Annotated in this window: 27 protein-coding genes; 24 read left to right on the top strand and 3 right to left on the bottom strand. The window is 65.5% G+C overall.

Annotated elements, in window-relative coordinates; all coding sequences use genetic code 11:
• The first annotated feature begins 28 nt into the window (after positions 1 to 28).
• From ACQY76_RS16430 to ACQY76_RS16490, 13 genes are all read left to right on the top strand, one after another.
• On the top strand, positions 29 to 403 hold the full coding sequence (locus ACQY76_RS16430; RefSeq protein ID WP_428029796.1) for a hypothetical protein: 375 nt from the start codon (positions 29 to 31) through the stop codon (positions 401 to 403).
• On the top strand, positions 297 to 1,835 hold the full coding sequence (terL, locus tag ACQY76_RS16435; protein ID WP_428029797.1) for a phage terminase large subunit: 1,539 nt from the start codon (positions 297 to 299) through the stop codon (positions 1,833 to 1,835). Before ACQY76_RS16430 ends, terL begins: the two co-directional genes overlap by 107 nt.
• 8 nt (positions 1,836 to 1,843) lie before the next feature.
• On the top strand, positions 1,844 to 3,316 hold the full coding sequence (locus ACQY76_RS16440) for a DUF1073 domain-containing protein (RefSeq protein WP_428029798.1): 1,473 nt from the start codon (positions 1,844 to 1,846) through the stop codon (positions 3,314 to 3,316).
• Between the two features lie 28 nt (positions 3,317 to 3,344).
• The gene (locus tag ACQY76_RS16445; protein ID WP_428029799.1) at positions 3,345 to 3,755 is read left to right on the top strand and encodes a hypothetical protein; all 411 of its coding nucleotides are present in this window, start codon (positions 3,345 to 3,347) and stop codon (positions 3,753 to 3,755) included.
• Positions 3,756 to 3,848: 93 nt separating this feature from the next.
• Complete coding sequence (locus tag ACQY76_RS16450) at positions 3,849 to 4,988, top strand: DUF2213 domain-containing protein (protein ID WP_428029800.1); 1,140 nt, start codon at positions 3,849 to 3,851, stop codon at positions 4,986 to 4,988.
• A 13-nt stretch (positions 4,989 to 5,001) separates the two neighbouring features.
• The gene (locus ACQY76_RS16455; protein WP_428029801.1) at positions 5,002 to 5,754 is read left to right on the top strand and encodes a structural cement protein Gp24; all 753 of its coding nucleotides are present in this window, start codon (positions 5,002 to 5,004) and stop codon (positions 5,752 to 5,754) included.
• Between the two features lie 20 nt (positions 5,755 to 5,774).
• The gene (locus ACQY76_RS16460; protein WP_428029802.1) at positions 5,775 to 6,737 is read left to right on the top strand and encodes a DUF2184 domain-containing protein; all 963 of its coding nucleotides are present in this window, start codon (positions 5,775 to 5,777) and stop codon (positions 6,735 to 6,737) included.
• A gap of 65 nt (positions 6,738 to 6,802) precedes the next feature.
• The gene (locus ACQY76_RS16465; RefSeq protein WP_428029803.1) at positions 6,803 to 7,354 is read left to right on the top strand and encodes a hypothetical protein; all 552 of its coding nucleotides are present in this window, start codon (positions 6,803 to 6,805) and stop codon (positions 7,352 to 7,354) included.
• An 18-nt stretch (positions 7,355 to 7,372) separates the two neighbouring features.
• Entirely contained in the window at positions 7,373 to 7,669 is a 297-nt protein-coding gene (locus ACQY76_RS16470) for a spike base protein, RCAP_Rcc01079 family (protein ID WP_428029804.1), read from the top strand.
• Positions 7,669 to 8,163 (top strand): DnaT-like ssDNA-binding protein, encoded by a 495-nt coding sequence (locus tag ACQY76_RS16475; RefSeq protein WP_428029805.1) that lies wholly within the window; start codon positions 7,669 to 7,671, stop codon positions 8,161 to 8,163. The genes ACQY76_RS16470 and ACQY76_RS16475 overlap by 1 nt, the downstream gene beginning before the upstream one ends.
• 3 nt (positions 8,164 to 8,166) lie before the next feature.
• The gene (locus ACQY76_RS16480; protein WP_428029806.1) at positions 8,167 to 8,586 is read left to right on the top strand and encodes a hypothetical protein; all 420 of its coding nucleotides are present in this window, start codon (positions 8,167 to 8,169) and stop codon (positions 8,584 to 8,586) included.
• Positions 8,583 to 9,632 (top strand): head morphogenesis protein, encoded by a 1,050-nt coding sequence (locus tag ACQY76_RS16485; protein WP_428029807.1) that lies wholly within the window; start codon positions 8,583 to 8,585, stop codon positions 9,630 to 9,632. Before ACQY76_RS16480 ends, ACQY76_RS16485 begins: the two co-directional genes overlap by 4 nt.
• Entirely contained in the window at positions 9,629 to 10,144 is a 516-nt protein-coding gene (locus ACQY76_RS16490) for an HK97 gp10 family phage protein (RefSeq protein ID WP_428029808.1), read from the top strand. Before ACQY76_RS16485 ends, ACQY76_RS16490 begins: the two co-directional genes overlap by 4 nt.
• Here the strand turns inward: ACQY76_RS16490 and ACQY76_RS16495 are convergent.
• The gene (locus ACQY76_RS16495) at positions 10,119 to 10,343 is read right to left on the bottom strand and encodes a hypothetical protein (RefSeq protein WP_428029809.1); all 225 of its coding nucleotides are present in this window, start codon (positions 10,341 to 10,343) and stop codon (positions 10,119 to 10,121) included. The genes ACQY76_RS16490 and ACQY76_RS16495 overlap by 26 nt on opposite strands.
• On the opposite strand from ACQY76_RS16495, the gene ACQY76_RS16500 reads away from it, so the two are divergent.
• The 5 genes from ACQY76_RS16500 (at position 10,343) to ACQY76_RS16520 (ending at position 12,916) form a co-directional block, all read left to right on the top strand.
• Entirely contained in the window at positions 10,343 to 10,765 is a 423-nt protein-coding gene (locus tag ACQY76_RS16500) for a DUF4128 domain-containing protein (RefSeq protein WP_428029810.1), read from the top strand. The two genes, ACQY76_RS16495 and ACQY76_RS16500, sit on opposite strands and share 1 nt — an antisense overlap.
• Positions 10,766 to 10,785: 20 nt before the next feature.
• Positions 10,786 to 11,514, top strand: coding sequence for a hypothetical protein (locus ACQY76_RS16505; protein WP_428029811.1), 729 nt, complete (start codon positions 10,786 to 10,788; stop codon positions 11,512 to 11,514).
• On the top strand, positions 11,514 to 11,969 hold the full coding sequence (locus tag ACQY76_RS16510; RefSeq protein ID WP_428029812.1) for a hypothetical protein: 456 nt from the start codon (positions 11,514 to 11,516) through the stop codon (positions 11,967 to 11,969). Before ACQY76_RS16505 ends, ACQY76_RS16510 begins: the two co-directional genes overlap by 1 nt.
• A 95-nt stretch (positions 11,970 to 12,064) precedes the next feature.
• The gene (locus ACQY76_RS16515; RefSeq protein WP_428029813.1) at positions 12,065 to 12,307 is read left to right on the top strand and encodes a hypothetical protein; all 243 of its coding nucleotides are present in this window, start codon (positions 12,065 to 12,067) and stop codon (positions 12,305 to 12,307) included.
• Positions 12,308 to 12,346: 39 nt separating this feature from the next.
• Positions 12,347 to 12,916 carry a hypothetical protein gene (locus tag ACQY76_RS16520; RefSeq protein ID WP_428029814.1) on the top strand — a complete coding sequence of 190 codons (570 nt, stop codon included), beginning with the start codon at positions 12,347 to 12,349 and terminating at the stop codon, positions 12,914 to 12,916.
• 148 nt (positions 12,917 to 13,064) lie between these two features.
• On the opposite strand, the gene ACQY76_RS16525 is transcribed toward ACQY76_RS16520, so the two are convergent.
• Positions 13,065 to 13,424, bottom strand: a complete 360-nt coding sequence (locus tag ACQY76_RS16525; RefSeq protein WP_428029815.1) for an Arc family DNA-binding protein — start codon at positions 13,422 to 13,424, stop codon at positions 13,065 to 13,067.
• 84 nt (positions 13,425 to 13,508) lie between these two features.
• Between ACQY76_RS16525 and ACQY76_RS16530 the strand changes: the two genes are divergently transcribed.
• The 4 genes from ACQY76_RS16530 to ACQY76_RS16545 are packed head-to-tail and all read left to right on the top strand — an operon-like array spanning position 13,509 to position 15,091.
• Complete coding sequence (locus tag ACQY76_RS16530) at positions 13,509 to 13,760, top strand: hypothetical protein (protein ID WP_428029816.1); 252 nt, start codon at positions 13,509 to 13,511, stop codon at positions 13,758 to 13,760.
• Positions 13,741 to 14,541 (top strand): ORF6N domain-containing protein, encoded by an 801-nt coding sequence (locus ACQY76_RS16535; RefSeq protein WP_428029817.1) that lies wholly within the window; start codon positions 13,741 to 13,743, stop codon positions 14,539 to 14,541. The genes ACQY76_RS16530 and ACQY76_RS16535 overlap by 20 nt, the downstream gene beginning before the upstream one ends.
• Complete coding sequence (locus ACQY76_RS16540; RefSeq protein ID WP_428029818.1) at positions 14,541 to 14,708, top strand: hypothetical protein; 168 nt, start codon at positions 14,541 to 14,543, stop codon at positions 14,706 to 14,708. The genes ACQY76_RS16535 and ACQY76_RS16540 overlap by 1 nt, the downstream gene beginning before the upstream one ends.
• Positions 14,708 to 15,091 (top strand): hypothetical protein, encoded by a 384-nt coding sequence (locus ACQY76_RS16545; protein ID WP_428029819.1) that lies wholly within the window; start codon positions 14,708 to 14,710, stop codon positions 15,089 to 15,091. The genes ACQY76_RS16540 and ACQY76_RS16545 overlap by 1 nt, the downstream gene beginning before the upstream one ends.
• Before the next feature lie 50 nt (positions 15,092 to 15,141).
• Here the strand turns inward: ACQY76_RS16545 and ACQY76_RS16550 are convergent, their stop codons facing one another.
• On the bottom strand, positions 15,142 to 15,381 hold the full coding sequence (locus ACQY76_RS16550; RefSeq protein ID WP_428029820.1) for a hypothetical protein: 240 nt from the start codon (positions 15,379 to 15,381) through the stop codon (positions 15,142 to 15,144).
• Positions 15,382 to 15,411: 30 nt separating this feature from the next.
• Here ACQY76_RS16550 and ACQY76_RS16555 point away from each other — a divergent pair, with 30 nt between their 5' ends.
• Together ACQY76_RS16555 and ACQY76_RS16560 are read left to right on the top strand one after the other, a co-directional pair.
• Positions 15,412 to 17,670 (top strand): phage tail length tape measure family protein, encoded by a 2,259-nt coding sequence (locus ACQY76_RS16555; protein ID WP_428029821.1) that lies wholly within the window; start codon positions 15,412 to 15,414, stop codon positions 17,668 to 17,670.
• Positions 17,670 to 18,506 carry a hypothetical protein gene (locus tag ACQY76_RS16560; protein WP_428029822.1) on the top strand — a complete coding sequence of 279 codons (837 nt, stop codon included), beginning with the start codon at positions 17,670 to 17,672 and terminating at the stop codon, positions 18,504 to 18,506. The genes ACQY76_RS16555 and ACQY76_RS16560 overlap by 1 nt, the downstream gene beginning before the upstream one ends.
• Positions 18,507 to 18,723 lie beyond the last annotated feature (217 nt).

An 18,723-nucleotide genomic window follows, 5' to 3' on the forward strand; every position in this document is an offset into this window, starting at 1 on the left:
GATTTAGACGAAAAGTAGATCACCGCTCATGGCTGTCGGCAAGAAGACAGGCGGGCGCCAGAAGGGCACCCCGAACCGGGCGACTGCGCGCCGCGAGCGCGAGATCGCCCGGGGCGGCGACACCCCGCTCGAATACATGCTGAAGGTCATGCGCAACCCGCGCGCTGATGCAAGCCGCCGGGATGACATGGCCCGTGCCGCCGCCCCCTACGTCCACCCGAAGCTCTCGACGATGCAGCATACGGGCGCCAACGGCGGCCCCATCCAGACCGTGGACCTGACGAACGCGACAGACGATGACCTCGCCCGCCTCGAAGCGCTTCTCGGTCCAATTGCCAGTGCCGCCGGCGGAGCTGCTTCGGCAGATCAGGGCGGAGAGGGCGAGGAGGGCGCTGGAGGCTGAACGGGTTGGCATCCGGCAGGATGCCGAGCGAATCCGGGCGAAATGCCAGACCCTCGATGGCTTCATCGAAGAATTCTGGTCCGTCCTTGAGCCAAAGCGAGAGCTGAAGTTTGGTTGGGCGCTCTTGGCGATGTGCCGGCATCTCACGGCGGTGTCTGAGGGGCTGATCCAATTCCTGCTGATGACCGTGCCACCGGGGATGATGAAATCCCTGCTGCTGGTCTTCTGGACGGCATGGGAATGGGGGCCGCTAGGCCGGCCTGATATCCAGGTGTTGGCGACCTCGTACAGCCAGCCGAACGTGCTGCGCGACAACGTCAAGCTGCGGCGCCTGATCGAGAGCGAGAAGTTTCAGGCACTGTGGCCGCTGAAGCTGCGCGACGATCAGAACGCCAAGGGCAAGTTCGAGAACACCGGCAGCGGTTTCAGCGAGGCCCGGCCATTTTCATCGATGACCGGCGGCCGCGGCGATCGGGTGAAGATCGACGATCCGCATTCGACCGAGACGGCCGAGAGCGATACCGAGCGCGACACCGCTGTCCGCATCTTCCGAGAGGGCATTTCGGATCGACTGAACGACGTCACCTCGTCGGCGATCGTGATCATCATGCAGCGCCTCCACGAGCAGGATATCGCTGCCGTGGCCATGCATCTGGATATCGGGTTCACCCATCTGAACCTGCCGATGGAGTTCGAGCCTGACAGGGCGTGCCGAACCTATGTCGGCAATGAGCTGTTCTTCGAGGATCCGCGCACGGCGGAGGGCGAGCTGCTCTTTCCCGAGCGGTTCCCGCCGGGCGAGATCGAACGGCTCAAGAAGGCCAAGGGCTCATACGCCTATTCGGGCCAGTACCAGCAGCGGCCGGCGCCCCGATCGGGCGGCATGTTCCAGCGGGGAGACTTCGAGATCGTCGACGCCGTGCCCGCCGGCGGCCAGGAATGTAGGGCTTGGGACTTCGCGGCATCGAAGGCAGTCGCCGGCCGTTCGCCTGACTGGACCGTCGGGCTCAAGATGAAATACGTCGGGGGCATCTTCTACGTGCAGGATGTGCGCAGGGATCGCTGGTCGCCGGGCGATGTCGAGACGAACCTGAAGAACACCGCCACGCAAGACGGCCTTGGGGTCCGCGTTCGCATGCCGCAGGACCCCGGCGCCGCCGGCAAGGCTGACGCGGCGACGAAGGTCAAGCTGCTCGCAGGCTACGACGTCATCGTCGTGCTCCCGACCGGCGAGAAGTCGGTGCGTGCCAAGCCCGCATCTGCCCAGGCCGAGGCCGGCAACGTGAAGCTGGTGCGAGGCCCATGGAACGACACTTTCCTCGACGAGGTGTGCTCGTTCCCCAATGCACAACACGATGATCAGGTCGATGCCTTCGCCGATGCTCTGAACGAGCTGGCTCTGGGCTCGACCTTCACATTGGCCAACGTCTAGGAGCGGACATGAGCGTCGTTCAGTTCGCCCGCTTCGTCGGCGACAGCCTGACGAACCTCGTCAGCCGCATGGGCACCGAGCGCGACAAGGCGTCGTCGAGCTACTACGGCCTGCCGCTGCTGGACGATGGCCAGTTGCTGAACGCCTATCGGGGTGCCTGGCTCCCCCGCAAGATCGTCGACATCCCTGCCTTCGACAGCGTGCGGGCATGGCGCGACTGGCAGGCTGACGGCGATCAGATCGAGAAGATCGAGGCGGAGGAGAAGCGCCTCAACCTGCGCGGCAAGGTGCTGGAGGCCCGCGTCAAGGCGCGGCTCTGGGGCGGGGCTGCGATCCACATCGGGACGGGCGATCAGAACCTCGCCGCGCCGCTGAACGTCGACCGCGTCGGGCTGGCCGGCATTCGCCATCTGACCGTGCTTTCGCGCCGGCAGCTTTCCGTCGGTGAGATCGAGCGCGACGTCGAGAGCGAGTTCTACGGCCGGCCGAAGGTCTACAATCTCACGGCTGGCGACAAGACGATGGTGGCGATCCACCCCTCGCGCCTGGTGATCTTCACCGGCAACGCGCAGCCGGACGTCGATCTCGTCGGCGGCACCGAGTTGGGATGGGGCGACAGCGTCCTGCTGTCCGTGATGGACGCCATCAAGCAGGCCGATGGCACCTCGGCGAACATCGCCTCGCTCGTGTTCGAGGCGAAGATCGACATCATTCGGGTGCCGAACTTCATGGCGAACCTCGCCGATGCGGCCTATCGGGCGAAGCTGCTGGAGCGATACACGCTCGCGAACACCGCCAAGGGCATCAACGGCACGCTGCTCCTCGACAAGGAGGAGGAATACGAGACCAAGACCACGTCTTTCGCGACGCTGCCGGACGTGCTCGACCGCTTCCTGCAGATCGTCTCCGGCGCCGCTGACATCCCGGCAACCCGGCTGCTCGGCCAGTCCCCGGCTGGCATGAACGCCACCGGCGAGAGCGATTTGCGGAACTATTACGACCGGCTGTCCTCGATGCAGGAGCTGGAGATGACGCCGGCGATGCAGCGCCTTGATGAGGTGCTGATCCGCTCGGCGCTCGGCGCGCGTCCCGAGGAGGTCTATTACGATTGGGCGCCGCTCTGGGCTCTCTCCGACAAGGAGAAGGCCGACATCTTCAAGACTAAGGCGGAAGCCGCGCGCACCATCGCCGGCACCGGTGGCGCTTCCCCGCCGCTGATGCCGATCGAGGCGCTGTCGGATTCGCTGGTGAACGCCTTCGTGCAGGACGGCTCGCTTCCGGGGTTAGAAGGCGCCATCGAGGAATACGGCAAGCTCTCGGAGCAGGAGGAGAGCGAGGAGGAGTTGCAGGCGGCCGCGATGGCGCAGCAGCCGCCGGCTGGCCAGGAGACGCGAGGTGCGTCGGTCGACGACGCGACCTTTCGAGGACGCTCGCAGAAAGCGCCGAGGAAGCGGGCCCAGCCGAAAGGGGTTCGATCCTAATCAGCCGCGCGGCGGAAATGGCCGCTGGGTGCCGACGGGCAAGCGTATCGAGGCGCTCGCCGGCAAGGCCGGGCAGAACACTGTGGAGCATGTGCCGTTCGCCAAAGTGCGGCGGCCTGCTGAACTATCAAAGCTGGTCGGTGTCGACGTCCGGGGCTTCAAGCATTCGGTGAGCAATCAGGCGATCCAGCACGCCATCGGTCGCCATGGCGTCCCCTCGGTGGAGATCCAGCGCGGACAACGGGCGGTGACGCCCGAGGACTTCCAACGGCTTCCAGACGTGGTGCGCACGGCGCCCGCGCTGAGTCCCGTACGCGGCAAGAATGGCCAGCCAAGGCTGGTCTATCGGGCGGATATCGACGGGATTTCCTACACTTACATCGCAGAGGTTCGAGCCGGCAAGAAGCGGCTGGATGCTGTGACGATGTACAAGAAATGAAACGTCGCGATGCTCGTGCCCCGCGTGAACGGTCCCACAGCTTACGTCCGAAACGCTCGCGACTGAGCGAAACATAGGCCGACAGAGGCTCTCATGCAACTGACAGACGTCGCAGTCGTCGCGGGAACGCGCCGGCGCGAAGACGGCTATCTCGTCGCCGACGCCAGGATCGCGCGCACCGGCGTGCAGGTCTACCTCGGCCGTGAGGTGGGCAAGGCGGAGATGGCCACCGTGCGGGTCTACCGGCCCGGCGACGAGGTGTTCAGCGCCGATACCCTCAGCAGCGCGGCACATCGGCCCGTCACGAACGATCATCCCGCTGACCTCGTCACCTCGCAGAACTGGAAGCAGCACGCCGTCGGTCAGACCGGCGACGAGGTGGCAGGCGAGGGCATCTTCATCCGCGTCCCGCTGATGGTGAGCGACGAGGCCGCCATCCGTGACATCGAGGCCGGCAAGCGCGAGCTGAGTGCCGGCTACACCTGCGATCTGGACTGGACGGCCGGCAAGACGCCTTCGGGCGAGGCCTATGACGCCGTCCAGCGAAACATCCGGCTGAACCATGTGGCGATCGTCGCCCGTGGCCGGGCCGGTTCCGAGGTCCGCATCGGCGATGCGGCTCAATGGGGCGCTGCCCCGATCACCGACAAAACTCCTGAGAAGGAAATCACCATGACGCTCAAGACGGTTACCGTCGATGGCATCCCGATCGAAGTGACCGATCAGGGCGCCACGGTGATCGCGACGCTGCAGAGCCGCGTTGCCGACGCCGCCGCCAAGTTCACCGACGCCGAGACCAAGCATCAGCAGGCGCTTGCCGCCAAGGACGCCGACATCGCCAAGAAGGATGCCGAGATCGACGCCCTCAAGGGCAAGGTGCTCGACGCCGCCGCCATCGACAAGCTCGTCGCCGACCGCGCCGACCTGATCGGCAAGGCGAAGGTCCTCGCGAAGGACGTGAAGACCGACGGCCTGTCCGATGCCGACATCAAGAAGGCCGTCGTGATCGCCGTCGTCGGCGACAGCGCCAAGGACAAGTCGCCGACCTACATCGACGCCCGCTTCGACATCCTGGTCGAGGATGCCGTCAAGAAGACCGGCGAGTCCGATCCGTTCCGCGAGATCGTCAAGGACGGGCTCACCCCGACCGCCGACGAGCTCAAGCCCGTCCACGATGCCCGCGCGAAGATGCTGGCCGACATGACGTCGGCGAGCCTCGCCTCGGCCAACTGAGGGAGCGCGCATCATGGCGACCTATCAGACCACCTATGGCGTCTCGCCGGCGAAGGGCCTTCCCGGCCAGATCGCCAACGAGGAGAAGTGCAACAAGGTCAGCCGCACCGTCGAATCTGCGGCCGGCATCGCGTTCGGCCAGCCCGCTTTCCGGGGCGCCGGCGATCATGGTGTTGTCCTGGGCGGCACCTTCGCTGCCACGGGCGCCGGTTCGGCCGCGGCCTCCGGCAACGTCGGCACCGGCACGATCACGGCGAGCCCGGCGATCACTGCCGGCGCCAAGCAGGGCCGCTATCGCATCGTCCTGATCGGCACCTCCGCGACCGCGCCCTACCTGGTCTATGACCCGGACGGCTTGGTCGTCGGCGATGGCCTCGTGGCGACCGCGAACACCTCGATCCCCGGCATCACGACCTTCACCATCTCGAACGCCGGCACCATGACGGCGGGCGACACCTACTACATCGACGTCACCTACACCGCGAACGCCGTTTTCCTCGGCCTCGCCGTGCTGAACCCCGCCGTCCCGCCGGTCTCCTCGGGTGTTGCCGACCGCTACCCGCAGTATTTCACCGGCGCCTTCATGACGATGGGCCAGATGTACGTGACCGCCGGCGACACCGTCGTCGATGGCGGCGACGTCTACTGGGACCCGGCAGACGGTCGCTACACCTCCACCACGACGCACGTCCGCATCCCGGGCGCGAAGTTCGATACGTCGGGCGGGGACGGCGACATCGTCGAAGTCTCCCTCAAGCTCCGCTGATCGCGAAAGGACCAGCCGCCATGAACCAGATTGTCCGGCAGGCCTTCGCTGATGCGCAGGCCGCGCTCCCCTTCGTCATCGCGCAGGGGCGCAACATCGAGACGCGCATCTATCAGAAGCGCTATCCCACCCTCAATTACGCGCAGGTCGTCCCCGTCGTCACCGAAGGGGCACCGTGGGCGATCGGCACGACCTTCTTCACGGTCGACAGCGCGGGCGAAGCGAAGTTCATCTCCGGCGCCGGCACCGACATGCCGTTCAACAAGACCACCCGCGATCAGGCGTCGCACGACTTCGCCATGGTCGGTTCCGGTTGGGAGTGGAACATCGAGGATATCAATCAGGCTGCCCTCTACGGCATTGCTCTGCCCTCGACCGATGCCATGTCGGCGTCCGACAAGGTCGAGCGCCTGCTCAACTCCATCGCGTTCGTCGGCTCCACCGAGAAGAATTGGACGGGCTTCGCGAATAGCCCTGACGTACCGCGCGCCGACGTCGCGACGCCGGGCACGTTCTGGGCCGCCAAGACGGTCGATCAGATCCTGATCGACGTGAACGAGGTTCTGAGCCGGGTTCGGACGCAGACCAATGAGGTCGAGTGGGCGGACACCCTGGCGATTCCGCCGGATGCCTTCCGCGCGATCGCGACCAAGCGCCTCGGAGCCGGCGACGGCACGATCACCGTGCTGGAGTACATCCGCAAGAACAACATCTACACCGCCGAGACTGGCCAGCCGCTCACCATCATCCCGGTGCGCGAGCTCGCTACCGCCTCGCAGGATGGTGGCGGCCGCATGGTCGCCTACCGCCGCGACACCGAGGTGCTGCGCTTCCATCTGCCCATGCCCCGCACCGTGCTGCAGCCGCGCCAGAAGTCCATCATGGGCTTCGAGACCGGCATCATCGCGCGCACCGGCGGCACCGAGTGGCGCCTGCCCAAGGCCGCGGCTTACGCGGACGAGGTTACGGCCCCGCCGGCCTGAGCGAGCGCATGACCCTGCCGGGGCGGTCTCGGCAGGGTTCTCACCGATCGAAGCTGGAGGCGGTTATGAAAACCACCATCACCAATAACTCGCGCGCCTTGCAGGGCGTGCACACCACCGACGGGATGGCCTTTATCGAGGCTGGGCAGACCCGGGAACTCGAAGTCGCCGAAGACTACCTTCCGCGCCTCAAGAAGCTGCCGTTCTTCTCGCTCAACGGTGAGCGGAGCGCTGACGCCGCTGTCAATGACGGCCGCGACGTCAATGGCGATACGCCCGAGATGGCGGAACTGCGGGGGCGTTTCGACGAGGCGTGGGCAGCCCTGTCGGCCGAGCACGAGGCAGCCACGGCGGGCCTTGCAGCAGCCAACAGCGAGATCGTCACCCTCAAGGATCGAGTGGCCGAACTCGAACTCGAAAACGAGGATCTGACGAAGCGCATCCCTTCGGCAGTTGTCCCCGAAGCCAAGCACCGCGGCGCCGGCTCGTATTCCATTATGGAGGGCGACACCGAGATCCGCGAGAAGCTGCCGCGCGAACAGGCCGAGGCGTTCAACGCGCTCGACGCCGCTGGCAAGGCGAAGTGGCTGGCCGACAATCCCAAGCCCGCCGCCTGATCGGCAGGAGACCGCGCTATGAGCATCACCCCTCCGATTGTGCAGAACGAAGTCGGCCAGGCCGTCGCTGCGCCCCCGTTCTATGACGTCGTCAGCGCGCCTGCGTCGAAGTGGGTGAAGGTGACGAAGGCAGATTCCAACCTCGCCGGTGGCATCTGCCGTGCTTTGCTGGTCGGGACCGAGGGCACTGCGAACCTGCAGGACGCCGACGGCGTCACCACGACCGACGTCCCGCTCCAGATCGGCTACAACCCGCTGCGCTGCCTCCAGGTCCGCACCGGCGGCACGGCCGACAACATCTGGGCTCTGTACTGATGGCCAGCTATGGCACCCTTGCCGGATGGCGGGCCTACGCCACGGCGCGCGGCAACGGCGCCCCCACGAGCGCCACGGACGCGAATGGTGATGCCGCGTTGCTGCGGGCATCCGCCTATATCGACGGGCTGTACGGCATCCGGTTCGCCGGCCGCCCGACGGGAGGCGCCACCCAGGCGCTGGCGTGGCCCCGCACGGGCGCCGTCGACTATTACGGACAGTCCATCCCCCCCGATTCCATCCCCGACCGCGTCGTCAGCGCGGCCTATGAGGCAGCCCTGCTCGAATTGGCGTCGCCCGGTTCGCTCACGGTCACGCTCACGCCGGACCAGCGCAAGGTGCTGACTAAGGTCGACAAGATCGAGTGGGAGGTCATCACCCGCGGCAAGGCCGGCGTCGGGTTCGCCGACGCCACGCCGACCTCGACCCTCATTGAGGGTCTGTTGTGGCCGCTGCTCGTCCGCACCGACGAGCCCGCGATCATGGTGGTGTGAGCCGTGGCCGAGAATTGGGCATCCATCGCCGCGGAGGTCGAGCAGGCGATCCGCTCCATCGGCGACGTCTCCGCGCCGGACGGCTACCCCGCGACGCTGCGCAAGCCGCCGAGCGGGCCCCCTGCCCAGCCGTGGGAGCCGCCTTCGGGCCTGCCGACCTATTTCACCGTGCGCGTCATGGTGGCCGAGCGCGAGCTGCGCGACATCAACGGGACGCTCATCGGCCAGACCAAGCGCACGATCACCATTTCCGGGGCGGCTGGTGTCGTCCCGAGCGACGATGACCGGATCGCCGAAGGCATCACGGCCGAGCAGGCGACTGCCGCCGGTGACGATGCCGTGGCGTGGCAGGTGGTAGCTGCGGTTCGCCCGCTGGCGCCCGCTGGCGTCGCGGTGCTCTACGACATCGACCTTGTGACATGACCCGCAGCGAGATCGACGCCCTCCTGGCGCTGTACGAGCCGAGGCTGCGCGACGCCTTCATGCGGGCCGTCAACGAGACGGTCGACGCCATCGTGCTGCTGAGGGTGGTGGAGGCGCTGGAGCGGCGGGACATCGAGGCGGCGGTGCGCGCTGTCGGGCTGGACCCGGCGGCGTTCGGGCCGCTGCAACTGGCGATCAGCGAGGCTTATTACGCTGGCGGGATGGGCGAGGCAGCCGGCATCCGGGCGCGCGATCCCGACGGCAACCGCGTCGTGTTCCGGTTCGGGGTGCGGAACCTCGAAGCCGAGCAATGGCTGCAGTCGTCTTCCTCGGCGCTGGTGACGCGGATGGACGCCGATCAAGTCATCGGCCTGCGGACCAGCTTCGCCGCCGGCCTCGCGCGGGGCGACAACCCGCGCACCACGGCGCTGGATGTCATCGGCCGCATCAACCGCGCCACGCAGCGCCGGGAGGGCGGCATCATCGGCCTCACCAGCCAGCAGGCCAGCTACGTCGACCGCGCCCGCGATAACCTGCTGTCGGGCGATCCTGCCCGGATGCGGGAATATCTGACGCTCACCCGCCGGGACAAGCGCCACGACCGGACGGTGCTCAAGGCGATCCGGGAGGGCAGGGCGCTCTCCCGCGATGAGGTGACGAAGATCACGCGGCGGCTGTCCGACAGCTACCTCAAGCTGCGCGGGGAGACGATCGCCCACAACGAGACCATGCAGGCCATGGCGAAGGGGCGCGACGACGCGATCCGGCAGGCCGTGACGGCGGGAAAGATCGACGCCGAGACGACGACGAAGACGTGGTGGGATGCCGGCGACAGCCGCGTCCGGCCGACCCACAAGCATGGATCGCTCGGCGGCCAGAAAGTGCCGTTCGACCAGCCGTTCATCAGTTCGTCCGGGGCCCGGCTCATGTACCCGCACGACCCCGCAGCGCCGACGTCTGAAACGCTTGGGTGCCGGTGTTGGTGCGATTATCGCCCGAGCGCCATATCGCGTTTCCTGCGGCAATACCGGGAGCGGCAGGCGTGAGCGGCTTCGCTGCATCGGTCGGGGCCTGGTGCCACGGCGTTGTGGGCGCCATCGAGGCGATCCACGAGGATTCCGTGACCGACGTGGTGTCGGTGATGCAAACGGCCGGGCCGTCGAAGGCGGCCACCAAGGCCGACATCAAGAACGCCAAGAAGAAGTTCGTCGGCCCGCCGCAGCCGGCGGGACATGGCGGACGGATGCCGGTGGACACCGGGCACCTGCGAGCCTCGCTCATGGCATCGACAAGCCAGATGCCAAGCATCGACCCGAACAACAACAACCCGACCGGGCAGCCGGTGACCTATCAGCCCGGCCAGGTCGAAACCGTGATCAAGGGCGCCACGCTCGGCCAGACCATCTACATCGGCTACACGGCCGCCTATGCGGCCGCGATGGAATATGGGTCGGGCTCGCTCGCTCCCTATGCCTTCGTGCGAACCGCCGCCCAAGGCTGGCAGCAGATCGTCGCGAAGAACGAGGCGGCGATCATGAGGGCTCGGGGCCTGTCCTGACCGTCGTCGGGGCTTCCTCGACGCCGTCCATCTTCATCAGGTGCCCGGCCTGTAGCAGGGCCAGCGCGCGCCGCGCCGCCCTGATCGCGGTGTCACCGTGGCCGGTCTCGCCTTCCTCGCGGCCGAGCGCCTCCAGGGCGGCGTGCATGCGGTCGTAGATCGCGAGATCGCTGAGTTTCATCCGGGCAAGGTAGCGCAATGGCAACGTCGACAGAAGCCCGGATCAAGGCGCTGCTGTTCGCCCGGCTGGGCACGCTCACGGGCGCTGCCGGCGCGCTGCCGCTGGCCGTCCAGAACGTCAACTTCACGCCGCCGGCGTCGGGCAAGTTCCTCCGCGTGGACTTCATCCCGAACCGCGTCGACCGGCTGGAGATCGCATCGGACGGCGCCCACCAGATGCGGGGCCTGCTGCAGGTGTCGGTGATGTGGCCGAAGGGCGAGGGCATCGACGACCCGTACGACATCGCCGGAGCCATCGTCGCCGCCTATCCCGTCGACCTCCCGCTCTGGGATGGCGACCTTCGCGTGCGTGTCTATGAGCGCCCGGCCGTCGCCGGCGTCATCGTCGAGGACCAGCGGGTGATGATCCCGGTGACGATCCTCTGGGAAGAATTCATCTAACCATCTGAGAGGAAGAGACAATGGCAGTGCGGATGAAGATCGCTGGGCAGCGATTGTATATCGGCTCGACGCCGGTCGACGTCCCCGATGCGGATCTGGTCGAGGCCGATTTCGCGACGGAAACGTGGATCGAAATCAAGGGCTGGACGACGGTTGCCGCCATTGGCGACACGATCACGCCCATAGCCATTTCCGAGGTGAACCGCGAGCGTGACTTCGTCATGGGCGGGACTCGCAACGGAAATACGCAAGAGCAGGTTTTCAATATCATCCCCGGCGACGCCGGGCAGGTCGCGCTGAAGGCAGCTCAGAAGGCCGGCTATAATCGACGCTTCAAGGTGGTCTGGCCGGCGCTCGCCGCGCCCAAGGCGAACACCGTGACGATCACCATCGCGGCGCCCGGCGTCGTGTCGTGGACTGCTCATGGGCTCGCGGCCGGCACGTCCGTCAAGCTCTCGACCACTGGCACCCTGCCGACCGGGTTGACCGCCGGCACGACCTATTATGTCGTGAGCCCGACGACCGACGCCTTCAGCCTGTCCGCAACCCCCGGCGGCGCGGCGATCACCACCACCAGCACGCAGACCGGCGTGCACACCGCCACGACTGTGCCGACCGGCGCCGAGCGCAAATATGTCGGCCTCCCCCTGAATGTGACTGAACCCGGCGGCGAGGCGAACACGGCGGCTACGATCGCCGCCTCGATCGCCGTCAATTCCAACACGGTCGAGAAGGACGCCCTGGGCTGATGAGCACCGCCAAGCGCAACACCACCAAGCGGGCCAGCGTGCCCGCCGCAACTCCCGCCCCCGGCGTCGTCGACCTCTCGGCCATCGAGGCGTCGATCAAGCGTCAGGACGAGGGCATCGTCGTCGACATCATGGGCCCGGACGGCAAGACGCCGCTCGGGCTCAAGATCAGGGTCGCCGGGCCGGACAGCGCGAGGGCGCGGGAGGGACTGGAAGCACTCATCGACGAATTGACCGCCGAGGGCGGCGCCGGGAATGCGACGAAGGCCGAGCGTTACGACCACGGTCTGCGCTACCTCGCCAAAACCTCCATGTCGTGGGAGGGCCAGGTCAAGTTCGACGGGAAGGTTCACGACTTCTCCGAGGCGGCGGCTCTGGCGCTCTATCGCCGGTTCGGCTTCATCTCGCCGCAGGTCGATAAGGCTGTCGACCGCTCGCGTTTTATGAACGGCTGACCGATGCCCTGACCTCCTCTCTCGGGGAGGCACAGGAAGGTCAGCCGACATCGCCCCCGCTTGCTGTAGAGCGGGTCTGGCAAGCGTTCTGGGAAATGGACCAGTGTCGGGGCGGCCTCGTCTGCGGCGACCGATACATCTACTCGTCGGTCACCCACGCCGACATTGCCGGCTTTCAAGCCTGCGCCGGGGTCCAGTTCCGCCCGTGGGAGCGCCGCGCGCTTCTAGCAATGGACCGCGCCCGGCTCGCCTGGCTGAACAAGCGGGACGACAAGGCCACCGACAAGCCGAAGGACGACGACCTCACACCGGAGATGTTCGACGCGCTGTTCGGCTAGAACGTTGCGGACGGACTCGACTCCTGGCGCGCTCTGCACATGATTGCGGAGATCCGTCGAGGGTGTGGGGGTGACAAAGTGGCCGACCTTTTATCCAAAATAGTCGAAGTAATAGTGAGTGGCCGGATGTATTATTCCGCTATATTGGCAGTCGTTAGCGGACTTATATTGATCGCTAGCAATTACGGGATTAAAGTACCTGCAGAAATTGAAAAATGGACAGGCGTAATACTAATATTATCGAGTGTTATATTTGTATTTGATCTATTTATTAAAATTGTCAATTGGTCAAAGATGGCGATCGCTGAAAGAAATTATAATCGCCGGCAAGACGAAGAGTGTATCAGGAATATTCAATCATTGAATTACGATGAATTGCGCCTGCTTTCAGCGTTGCTTTTGGATATTGCGCCTAAACGTTTTGAAGTGGGGATGTATTCACCATTGTCAAATTTGTTGGACAAAGGAATGTTGCGCGTCGTCAGGCATGTAGATAACTCGACGACGATATGCGAGTTGCACCCAGCAATTTCGGCAAGGGCGGAGGTTGTTAAGAAGAGTCTACCTCCGCCGAACGAAGATATTTTTACGAGGTGGCCACGCCATTGAGATAGGTCGCCGTCAGCTTCGTCCGCTCGTTGTGGACCAGGCTCATGGGCCTTCATCCTCGACACATGGTTAGAAGCTAACGATGGCCTCATTATTAGGGCCGGGAAGGGGCCCCCGGAAATAGGTAGCGTACAGCAGAGAAAGCGGCCTAGTCGGCTTTGGGCTTCTTGCGAATGAACGATGGCCGGCGCTCTGGCGGGGTCACGTCGAGCTGAAGCGCGCGAGGCTTCTCGCCTTCCTCGGGTTCGGGCTTCCGATACGGCCCGATGAGGGACGTGCGCTTGGGCTCTGACTGCTGGAGCGCCTGATCGACGACGCCCCGGACTATCATCAGCCATTCGGTCGGGTCGGTCATTCCCTCGGGAAGCGGGCGGGAAAAGGACTGCTCTAGGCGCGAGATGATCTCGGCGGATAGGCTCCGCCGGTTCTCATGAGCCTGATCCTCCAGCCTTGCCTTAAGGCTGGCTGGGATCATGAATTTGTATTGGACCCGATCATCTTCGCTCATGAGGGGTGGATGTACCAAAAATGTCCTTGACGCAAGGTACACGAAATGTACCTATGGGACGTCTTATGTCCGGTCGAGGAGGCGATGACGACTCAGGTGCAATTCAAAATGAACCTGCCGGCAGATATAAAGCGGTGGGTGGCAATCGAGGCCGCCAAAAATATGCGGTCTGTGACTAAAGAAATCATCTTCATCCTTTCGGAGAGGATGGCGGCGACGACGGGGGCCAGCTTGCAGGCAGACACCCCCGCCGTCGCTCAGAACTCCGCCGCCTTGCAGGGCGGCGAGATCATCAACCAGGCACTGGAGATGCCCGATGACCACCAAGGAATATAACAAGTCTCAGAAGATATCCATCGCCGGCACGGACGTGCAGCGGGTCCTTTATCAGGACGAGCCGGTCGTGACGTTCGCAATGGTCGATGCGATCCACCAGCGCCCGGAGGGGACGGCCGGCCGCACCTTCCGCGAGAACCGCGCCCGCTTCGTAGAGGGCGAGGACTACGTCGATCTGACCTCCGACGAAATTCGTCGCATGTCGGAGACCGGCACTTTCCCGCCTCGCTCGTCGCGCGGCACCCTGATCACCCGTCGCGGCTATCTCAAGCTGGTGAAGCCCCTCACCGATGACCGCGCTTGGGATGTGCAGGGCGAGATGATCGACCGCTATTTCGCGGTGGAGAAGCTGGCGGCGCTTGCGCCCGACGTTCTGGAGATGATCCGCCGCGACGACGGAATCTCGCGCATGCTCGCGCGCAAGGTCACGGCGCTTGAAGGCCGGATCGACAACCTGCTGGTGAGCGTGAACGCGCGGGTGGCGGCGCTGGAATATGTGAGCGTGCGCGAACTGCTGGAGGAGGCGAAAGCGATCCAGAAGGGGCGCCGGGGCCTGAACCGCAAGGTCGGGCACGAACTCAAGAACCGGGCGCTGCTGGCCGGCCATCCGGCGCCGTGCCGCCGCTGCCCGCATTCTGGCGTGTGGCTGTTCCAGCGCGACTTCGCGTCGCTGTACATGAAGGAGTCCGGCGCGGCGCTTGTCGCCGACCACAACGCCCGGCAGCGCGGACAGGGCAACCTGTTCGTGATCCCGGCGAAGGGCGGGGAGGCTCGGGTCTGATGAACCAGCACCCCACACCCCGCCGCCGCCCCGAAGACTCGGCAACGATTGCGCTGATGCTGCTCAAGGCATCGGTGCTCCCGCCCGCCGACTCTGTCGCTGTCGTCGCTGCGCCGCGCTTGCCGGTCCTCTCCGGTGGCGCTGCTGCCGCGCGGGAGATGGTCTGATGGAAACGGCGATCAAGACCAGCAGGCGCGGCTTCTTCGGGCACGCAGCCGGGGCCTATGTCGCGGCCGGCGCCCTCGCGACTGGCACCGTCATCGCCGCCGACCGCATGGTCCTTCTTGCTGCCGAGCGGCGCCGTCTCGAAGCCGAGATGGCCGGCATGGATGACGACCAGGAGGTTGATCGAGTCTGGCAGCGGATGGCCGGGCTGGATCGCGACATGATGGCGTGCCGCGCAGTCTCGCCGGAGGGCGCCGTTGCCTCTCTGGAGGAGGCTCAGCGCGAGTTCGGCAGGTACGTTGACGACGGGTCTGACGGCCACCGGCTCATCAACTCGCTCATTCAGAGCGCGCTGGACTTCATCAAGGCGACCCCGGCCGCCTGACGACCCCACCAACGGCAAGACAGAGGGGCGGCTTTCGAGCCGCCCTTTTTCTATGTGCCGGAGCATATCCGCAGCTTAGCCTGAACCACGTTGAGCGACTCCATCCCGGCGGTCGACCGTCCTTCCGTATAGGCCTTCGCTTCTCTTAGCGCCTCATTGCACATAGCGGCGTGGCGCGCCGCTGCGGCTGCCTCCCGCCTCGCCTTCCTGTCCAGTTGATCCGAAACCACGAAGTAGATCGCAGCCGCGCTCACGATCACAGCCGCGAGCGTGATTATCGTCTTTTGCATGCACCCCATCCTCCCCCCGGTGAGTAAGCAATGACCGTTGCAAATCTTGGCCTTGCCGTCGATAGCCGGCAGGCGGCGGGTGCTGTCGTCGATCTTGACGCACTCGCGGCCTCCGCCATCCGCACAGAGAAGGCCACCGACTCCATGTCGGCAGGGGCCAAGCGCAGCGAGAGCGCGACCGCTGGCCTGTCCCGCACGATTCGCGAGGCCACGGGTGCCAACGACAACGCCGCCCGCGCGATCAGCCGACATGTGCAGGCGATCCAGGCGCTGACGGCGGCCGAGAGCCGTGGCGGCAGCAACAGCTATGCGGAGCGCGCCGCCGATATCCAGGCCTACGGCCGCGCGCTCGACGAGATGCGCGCCAAGGTCAACCCGGCCTACGCTGCGATTCGGCAGTACCGCGAGCAGGTGGAGCAGATCAGGACCGCGCACCGGCTTGGCGCCGTCTCGGCCGACGAGATGGCCGCAGCGATCAGCCGCGAGCGGCAGGCGACGCTCGGCAGCTTGGCAGCCCTCCGCGAGCGGCAGCAGGCTATCGCGGCAAGCACCGGCGCAAGTTATAGCTCAAACATCGCGGCGCAGTTCCAAGATATCGGCGTCACCGCCGCCATGGGCATGAGCCCGCTACAGATTGCGCTCCAGCAGGGTACGCAGCTTTCTGCCGTATTCAGCGACTTGAAGACGCAGGGCCTCGGGGTTGGCGCGGCGCTCACGTCCGCCTTCGCGAGTATAGCTAGCCCCGTTAGCCTCGTGACGCTCGGCGTTGTCGGCTTGAGCGCCGCGATGATCCAGTATTTTTCTGGTCTGTCCAGCGGCGAAGCCGTGTCGGACGCGCTGCTGAGGCGCCACGCCGCGAGCATCGATCGGCTCAAGGACGCCTACGACGGAGCGCTCGACAAGGTTCGGGCCGTCGCGAAAGAGAGCGAGCGCGTGGCGGAGGCGCTTGAGCGGATCGACCAGGGTGACCTCTTCAAGCAGCTCTCAGAGCAGACAGCTGACGCGATTGTTGAGATCAGGAAGCTCTCGGTCGAGATCGACAGCGCCGGGAACATCGGAGCGAACCCTGTATTCGCCCCGCTTGAACAGTCAGTGAATGACCTCATCAAGTCGGCCAAGGATGGACAACCCGACATAGCTCTCTTTCGGGAGCGGCTCGCTGAGATTATCAACACGTCTGGAACTAGCGAGCCGCTAAGGAACCTCGCTAAGACCTTCTTGCAACTCACGAACGATGCGGACACGACGTCGCGCGCGCTGATCGCCAGCCGATCTGCGATCGAGCAGACTGGCCTCGCAGCTAGCGGCCAGATCGCGGCCCTCAAGGCCTACGGCGAGGCGCTGAATGCCCTCGGCAATATCGCCCTCCCGGACCTGACGCCGCTCCAGGAGGCGCAGAAGCAGCTCGAAACGGCCCTTGCCAACTCTGGCGGCGATCCGGTCAAGGAGCTCTACGCCTACGAACAACACGAGGCCACGAAGACCCGCATCAAGGAGCGCGAGGCCGAGAAGCAGGCGGAGATCGACAAGCGGAAGGGCGAGCAAAACGCCGAACGCCTTGTGCGCGAGGCCGAGCAGCAGGAAGACGCTCTCGCCCGCCGGGTCGAAGCGCATCAGTGGGCGCTGCTGTCGGAGGAAGACGCGGAAAACCTGAGCCTCCAGAAGCGACTGGAGGACCTGGAGGAGTACTACGAACAAGGCAAGATGAGCCTTGAAGAATACCTCCAGTGGAAAACGTCAGCCGAAGAAGACCACGCGCGCGAGGTCGAGGAAATTCGCGAGCGGCAGGCGCAGCGCGAGAACAACATCAGGCAACAGCAGTTCCGAGTGGCCGGCGAGATGTTCGGGAACTTGGCTACTGTTGCCGAAGCGTTCGGCGAAAAAGGCTTCATCGCAGCGAAAGCCTTCTCTATTGGCCAAGCTGTGATGAATACAGCCGAAGCCGTGACGGAAGCTCTGGCATCTGCTCCGCCCCCCTGGAATTTTGCCGCTGCCGCCGCCGTCGCTGCTGCTGGCGCGGTTCAAATCGCGGCAATCGCCAGCGCGCGGCCCGGCAATGCACGCGCGCCCGCTGTCTCCGGCGGCGGCGGAAGCTATTCCTCCGGCGGAGGCGGCGGAGGAGGCGGCTCGTCCGGCGGCAGCGCCAGCAACGACAACAAGGCGCTCAACAACACCATGTACGTCAGCATCAAGGGCGAGGGCCCCGTGTCGCAGGAAGCTCTCCGCGACCTCATGGACATGATGGTCGAGGCACAGAAGAACGGCTACCAGCTCGTGGTCGGTCCCTGATGGCGATCGTCCTTTCCTCCGCGCTGGTCCTTTCGGCACCGACCGATCCGACTGGTCCGAACGCGCCCGCTATTGGCTGGCGCAACATCGTGGCGGCCGGCGGCATCGAGGCCGATTCCGAGGCGGACGGCTATCCCGTCACCAACCTCGCCAATCCCTCGACCGCGCCGCAAGCCTCGTGGCGCTCGGCGAGCACGGCCGAGCAGTTCGTGACGGTCGCAACGTCCGGCGGCGACGCGATCGACTATGTCGGCATCGCCCGGCACAATTTCGGCTCGGCGGGTATCAACATCAGCATCGAGGCGGCCGACCCGGACAATCCGGGCGACTGGATCGAGATATTCGCTGCCGTGGTGCTGGCGGGCGACGGGCCGGCGGTGCTGCGCTTCGAGCCGACCTATGCGACGGCCATCCGCCTGCGGCTGATCCCGCCGGGCGCCGTTCCGCCGCGCGCCGCGGTGCTCTATGTCGGGCAGCTCCTGCGTCTGCCGCGCGGGCTACAGGCCGGCCTTGTGCCGCTGGCCTTCGCCGCGTCCGATGAAGTCGTGTCGGCCAAGGCTGAGAGCGGCGACTTCCTCGGACGCATCGTCATAAACCGGTCGCTCAAGTCGGCCGTGTCGGTGCGGTATCTGCCCTACGACTGGTTCCGCGCCAACATGGGGCCGTTCGCTCGGGCCGCGCGCACCATCCCGTTCTTCTTCGCGTGGGCGCCTGCCGATTACCCGGACGACGCCGGCTATGCCTGGCTTGACGGCGACATCCGTCCGACGCTGGAGCGCACGTCTGCCGGGATCGTCGCCCATGTCGATATCTCGATGATGGCGCTCGCCCTATGACGACTTCGCTGACCTTTGTGGAGATCGACATCGAGGTGTGCAGCCTCGCCTATGGCGTCGCGCCCTGCGTGGCAACGACGGGTGGCCTGACGCCTACCGGCACGCGCAAATGCTTCAACACCCGCTCGACGTGCCAGGATCGTCCGAACTATGCGGCATCCACGGTGACGCTGCGATTTGCGGAGGGCACCGCTTCGCTCGCTGAGAGCGGCATTGA

Source organism: Ancylobacter sp. (assembly GCF_965279025.1).
Lineage (GTDB): Bacteria > Pseudomonadota > Alphaproteobacteria > Rhizobiales > Xanthobacteraceae > Ancylobacter.

Excerpts from the sequence above, each read along its gene's own strand:
- ACQY76_RS16430 (WP_428029796.1), top strand. The coding sequence starts at position 29 with ATGGCTGTCGGCAAGAAGACAGGCGGGCGCCAGAAGGGCACCCCGAAC.
- terL (WP_428029797.1), top strand. The coding sequence starts at position 297 with ATGACCTCGCCCGCCTCGAAGCGCTTCTCGGTCCAATTGCCAGTGCCG.
- ACQY76_RS16440 (WP_428029798.1), top strand. The coding sequence starts at position 1,844 with ATGAGCGTCGTTCAGTTCGCCCGCTTCGTCGGCGACAGCCTGACGAAC.
- ACQY76_RS16450 (WP_428029800.1), top strand. The coding sequence starts at position 3,849 with ATGCAACTGACAGACGTCGCAGTCGTCGCGGGAACGCGCCGGCGCGAA.
- ACQY76_RS16455 (WP_428029801.1), top strand. The coding sequence starts at position 5,002 with ATGGCGACCTATCAGACCACCTATGGCGTCTCGCCGGCGAAGGGCCTT.
- ACQY76_RS16460 (WP_428029802.1), top strand. The coding sequence starts at position 5,775 with ATGAACCAGATTGTCCGGCAGGCCTTCGCTGATGCGCAGGCCGCGCTC.
- ACQY76_RS16465 (WP_428029803.1), top strand. The coding sequence starts at position 6,803 with ATGAAAACCACCATCACCAATAACTCGCGCGCCTTGCAGGGCGTGCAC.
- ACQY76_RS16470 (WP_428029804.1), top strand. The coding sequence starts at position 7,373 with ATGAGCATCACCCCTCCGATTGTGCAGAACGAAGTCGGCCAGGCCGTC.
- ACQY76_RS16475 (WP_428029805.1), top strand. The coding sequence starts at position 7,669 with ATGGCCAGCTATGGCACCCTTGCCGGATGGCGGGCCTACGCCACGGCG.
- ACQY76_RS16485 (WP_428029807.1), top strand. The coding sequence starts at position 8,583 with ATGACCCGCAGCGAGATCGACGCCCTCCTGGCGCTGTACGAGCCGAGG.
- ACQY76_RS16500 (WP_428029810.1), top strand. The coding sequence starts at position 10,343 with ATGGCAACGTCGACAGAAGCCCGGATCAAGGCGCTGCTGTTCGCCCGG.
- ACQY76_RS16505 (WP_428029811.1), top strand. The coding sequence starts at position 10,786 with ATGGCAGTGCGGATGAAGATCGCTGGGCAGCGATTGTATATCGGCTCG.
- ACQY76_RS16510 (WP_428029812.1), top strand. The coding sequence starts at position 11,514 with ATGAGCACCGCCAAGCGCAACACCACCAAGCGGGCCAGCGTGCCCGCC.
- ACQY76_RS16515 (WP_428029813.1), top strand. The coding sequence starts at position 12,065 with ATGGACCAGTGTCGGGGCGGCCTCGTCTGCGGCGACCGATACATCTAC.
- ACQY76_RS16520 (WP_428029814.1), top strand. The coding sequence starts at position 12,347 with ATGATTGCGGAGATCCGTCGAGGGTGTGGGGGTGACAAAGTGGCCGAC.
- ACQY76_RS16525 (WP_428029815.1), bottom strand. The coding sequence starts at position 13,424 with ATGAGCGAAGATGATCGGGTCCAATACAAATTCATGATCCCAGCCAGC.
- ACQY76_RS16530 (WP_428029816.1), top strand. The coding sequence starts at position 13,509 with ATGACGACTCAGGTGCAATTCAAAATGAACCTGCCGGCAGATATAAAG.
- ACQY76_RS16535 (WP_428029817.1), top strand. The coding sequence starts at position 13,741 with ATGACCACCAAGGAATATAACAAGTCTCAGAAGATATCCATCGCCGGC.
- ACQY76_RS16540 (WP_428029818.1), top strand. The coding sequence starts at position 14,541 with ATGAACCAGCACCCCACACCCCGCCGCCGCCCCGAAGACTCGGCAACG.
- ACQY76_RS16545 (WP_428029819.1), top strand. The coding sequence starts at position 14,708 with ATGGAAACGGCGATCAAGACCAGCAGGCGCGGCTTCTTCGGGCACGCA.
- ACQY76_RS16550 (WP_428029820.1), bottom strand. The coding sequence starts at position 15,381 with ATGCAAAAGACGATAATCACGCTCGCGGCTGTGATCGTGAGCGCGGCT.
- ACQY76_RS16555 (WP_428029821.1), top strand. The coding sequence starts at position 15,412 with ATGACCGTTGCAAATCTTGGCCTTGCCGTCGATAGCCGGCAGGCGGCG.
- ACQY76_RS16560 (WP_428029822.1), top strand. The coding sequence starts at position 17,670 with ATGGCGATCGTCCTTTCCTCCGCGCTGGTCCTTTCGGCACCGACCGAT.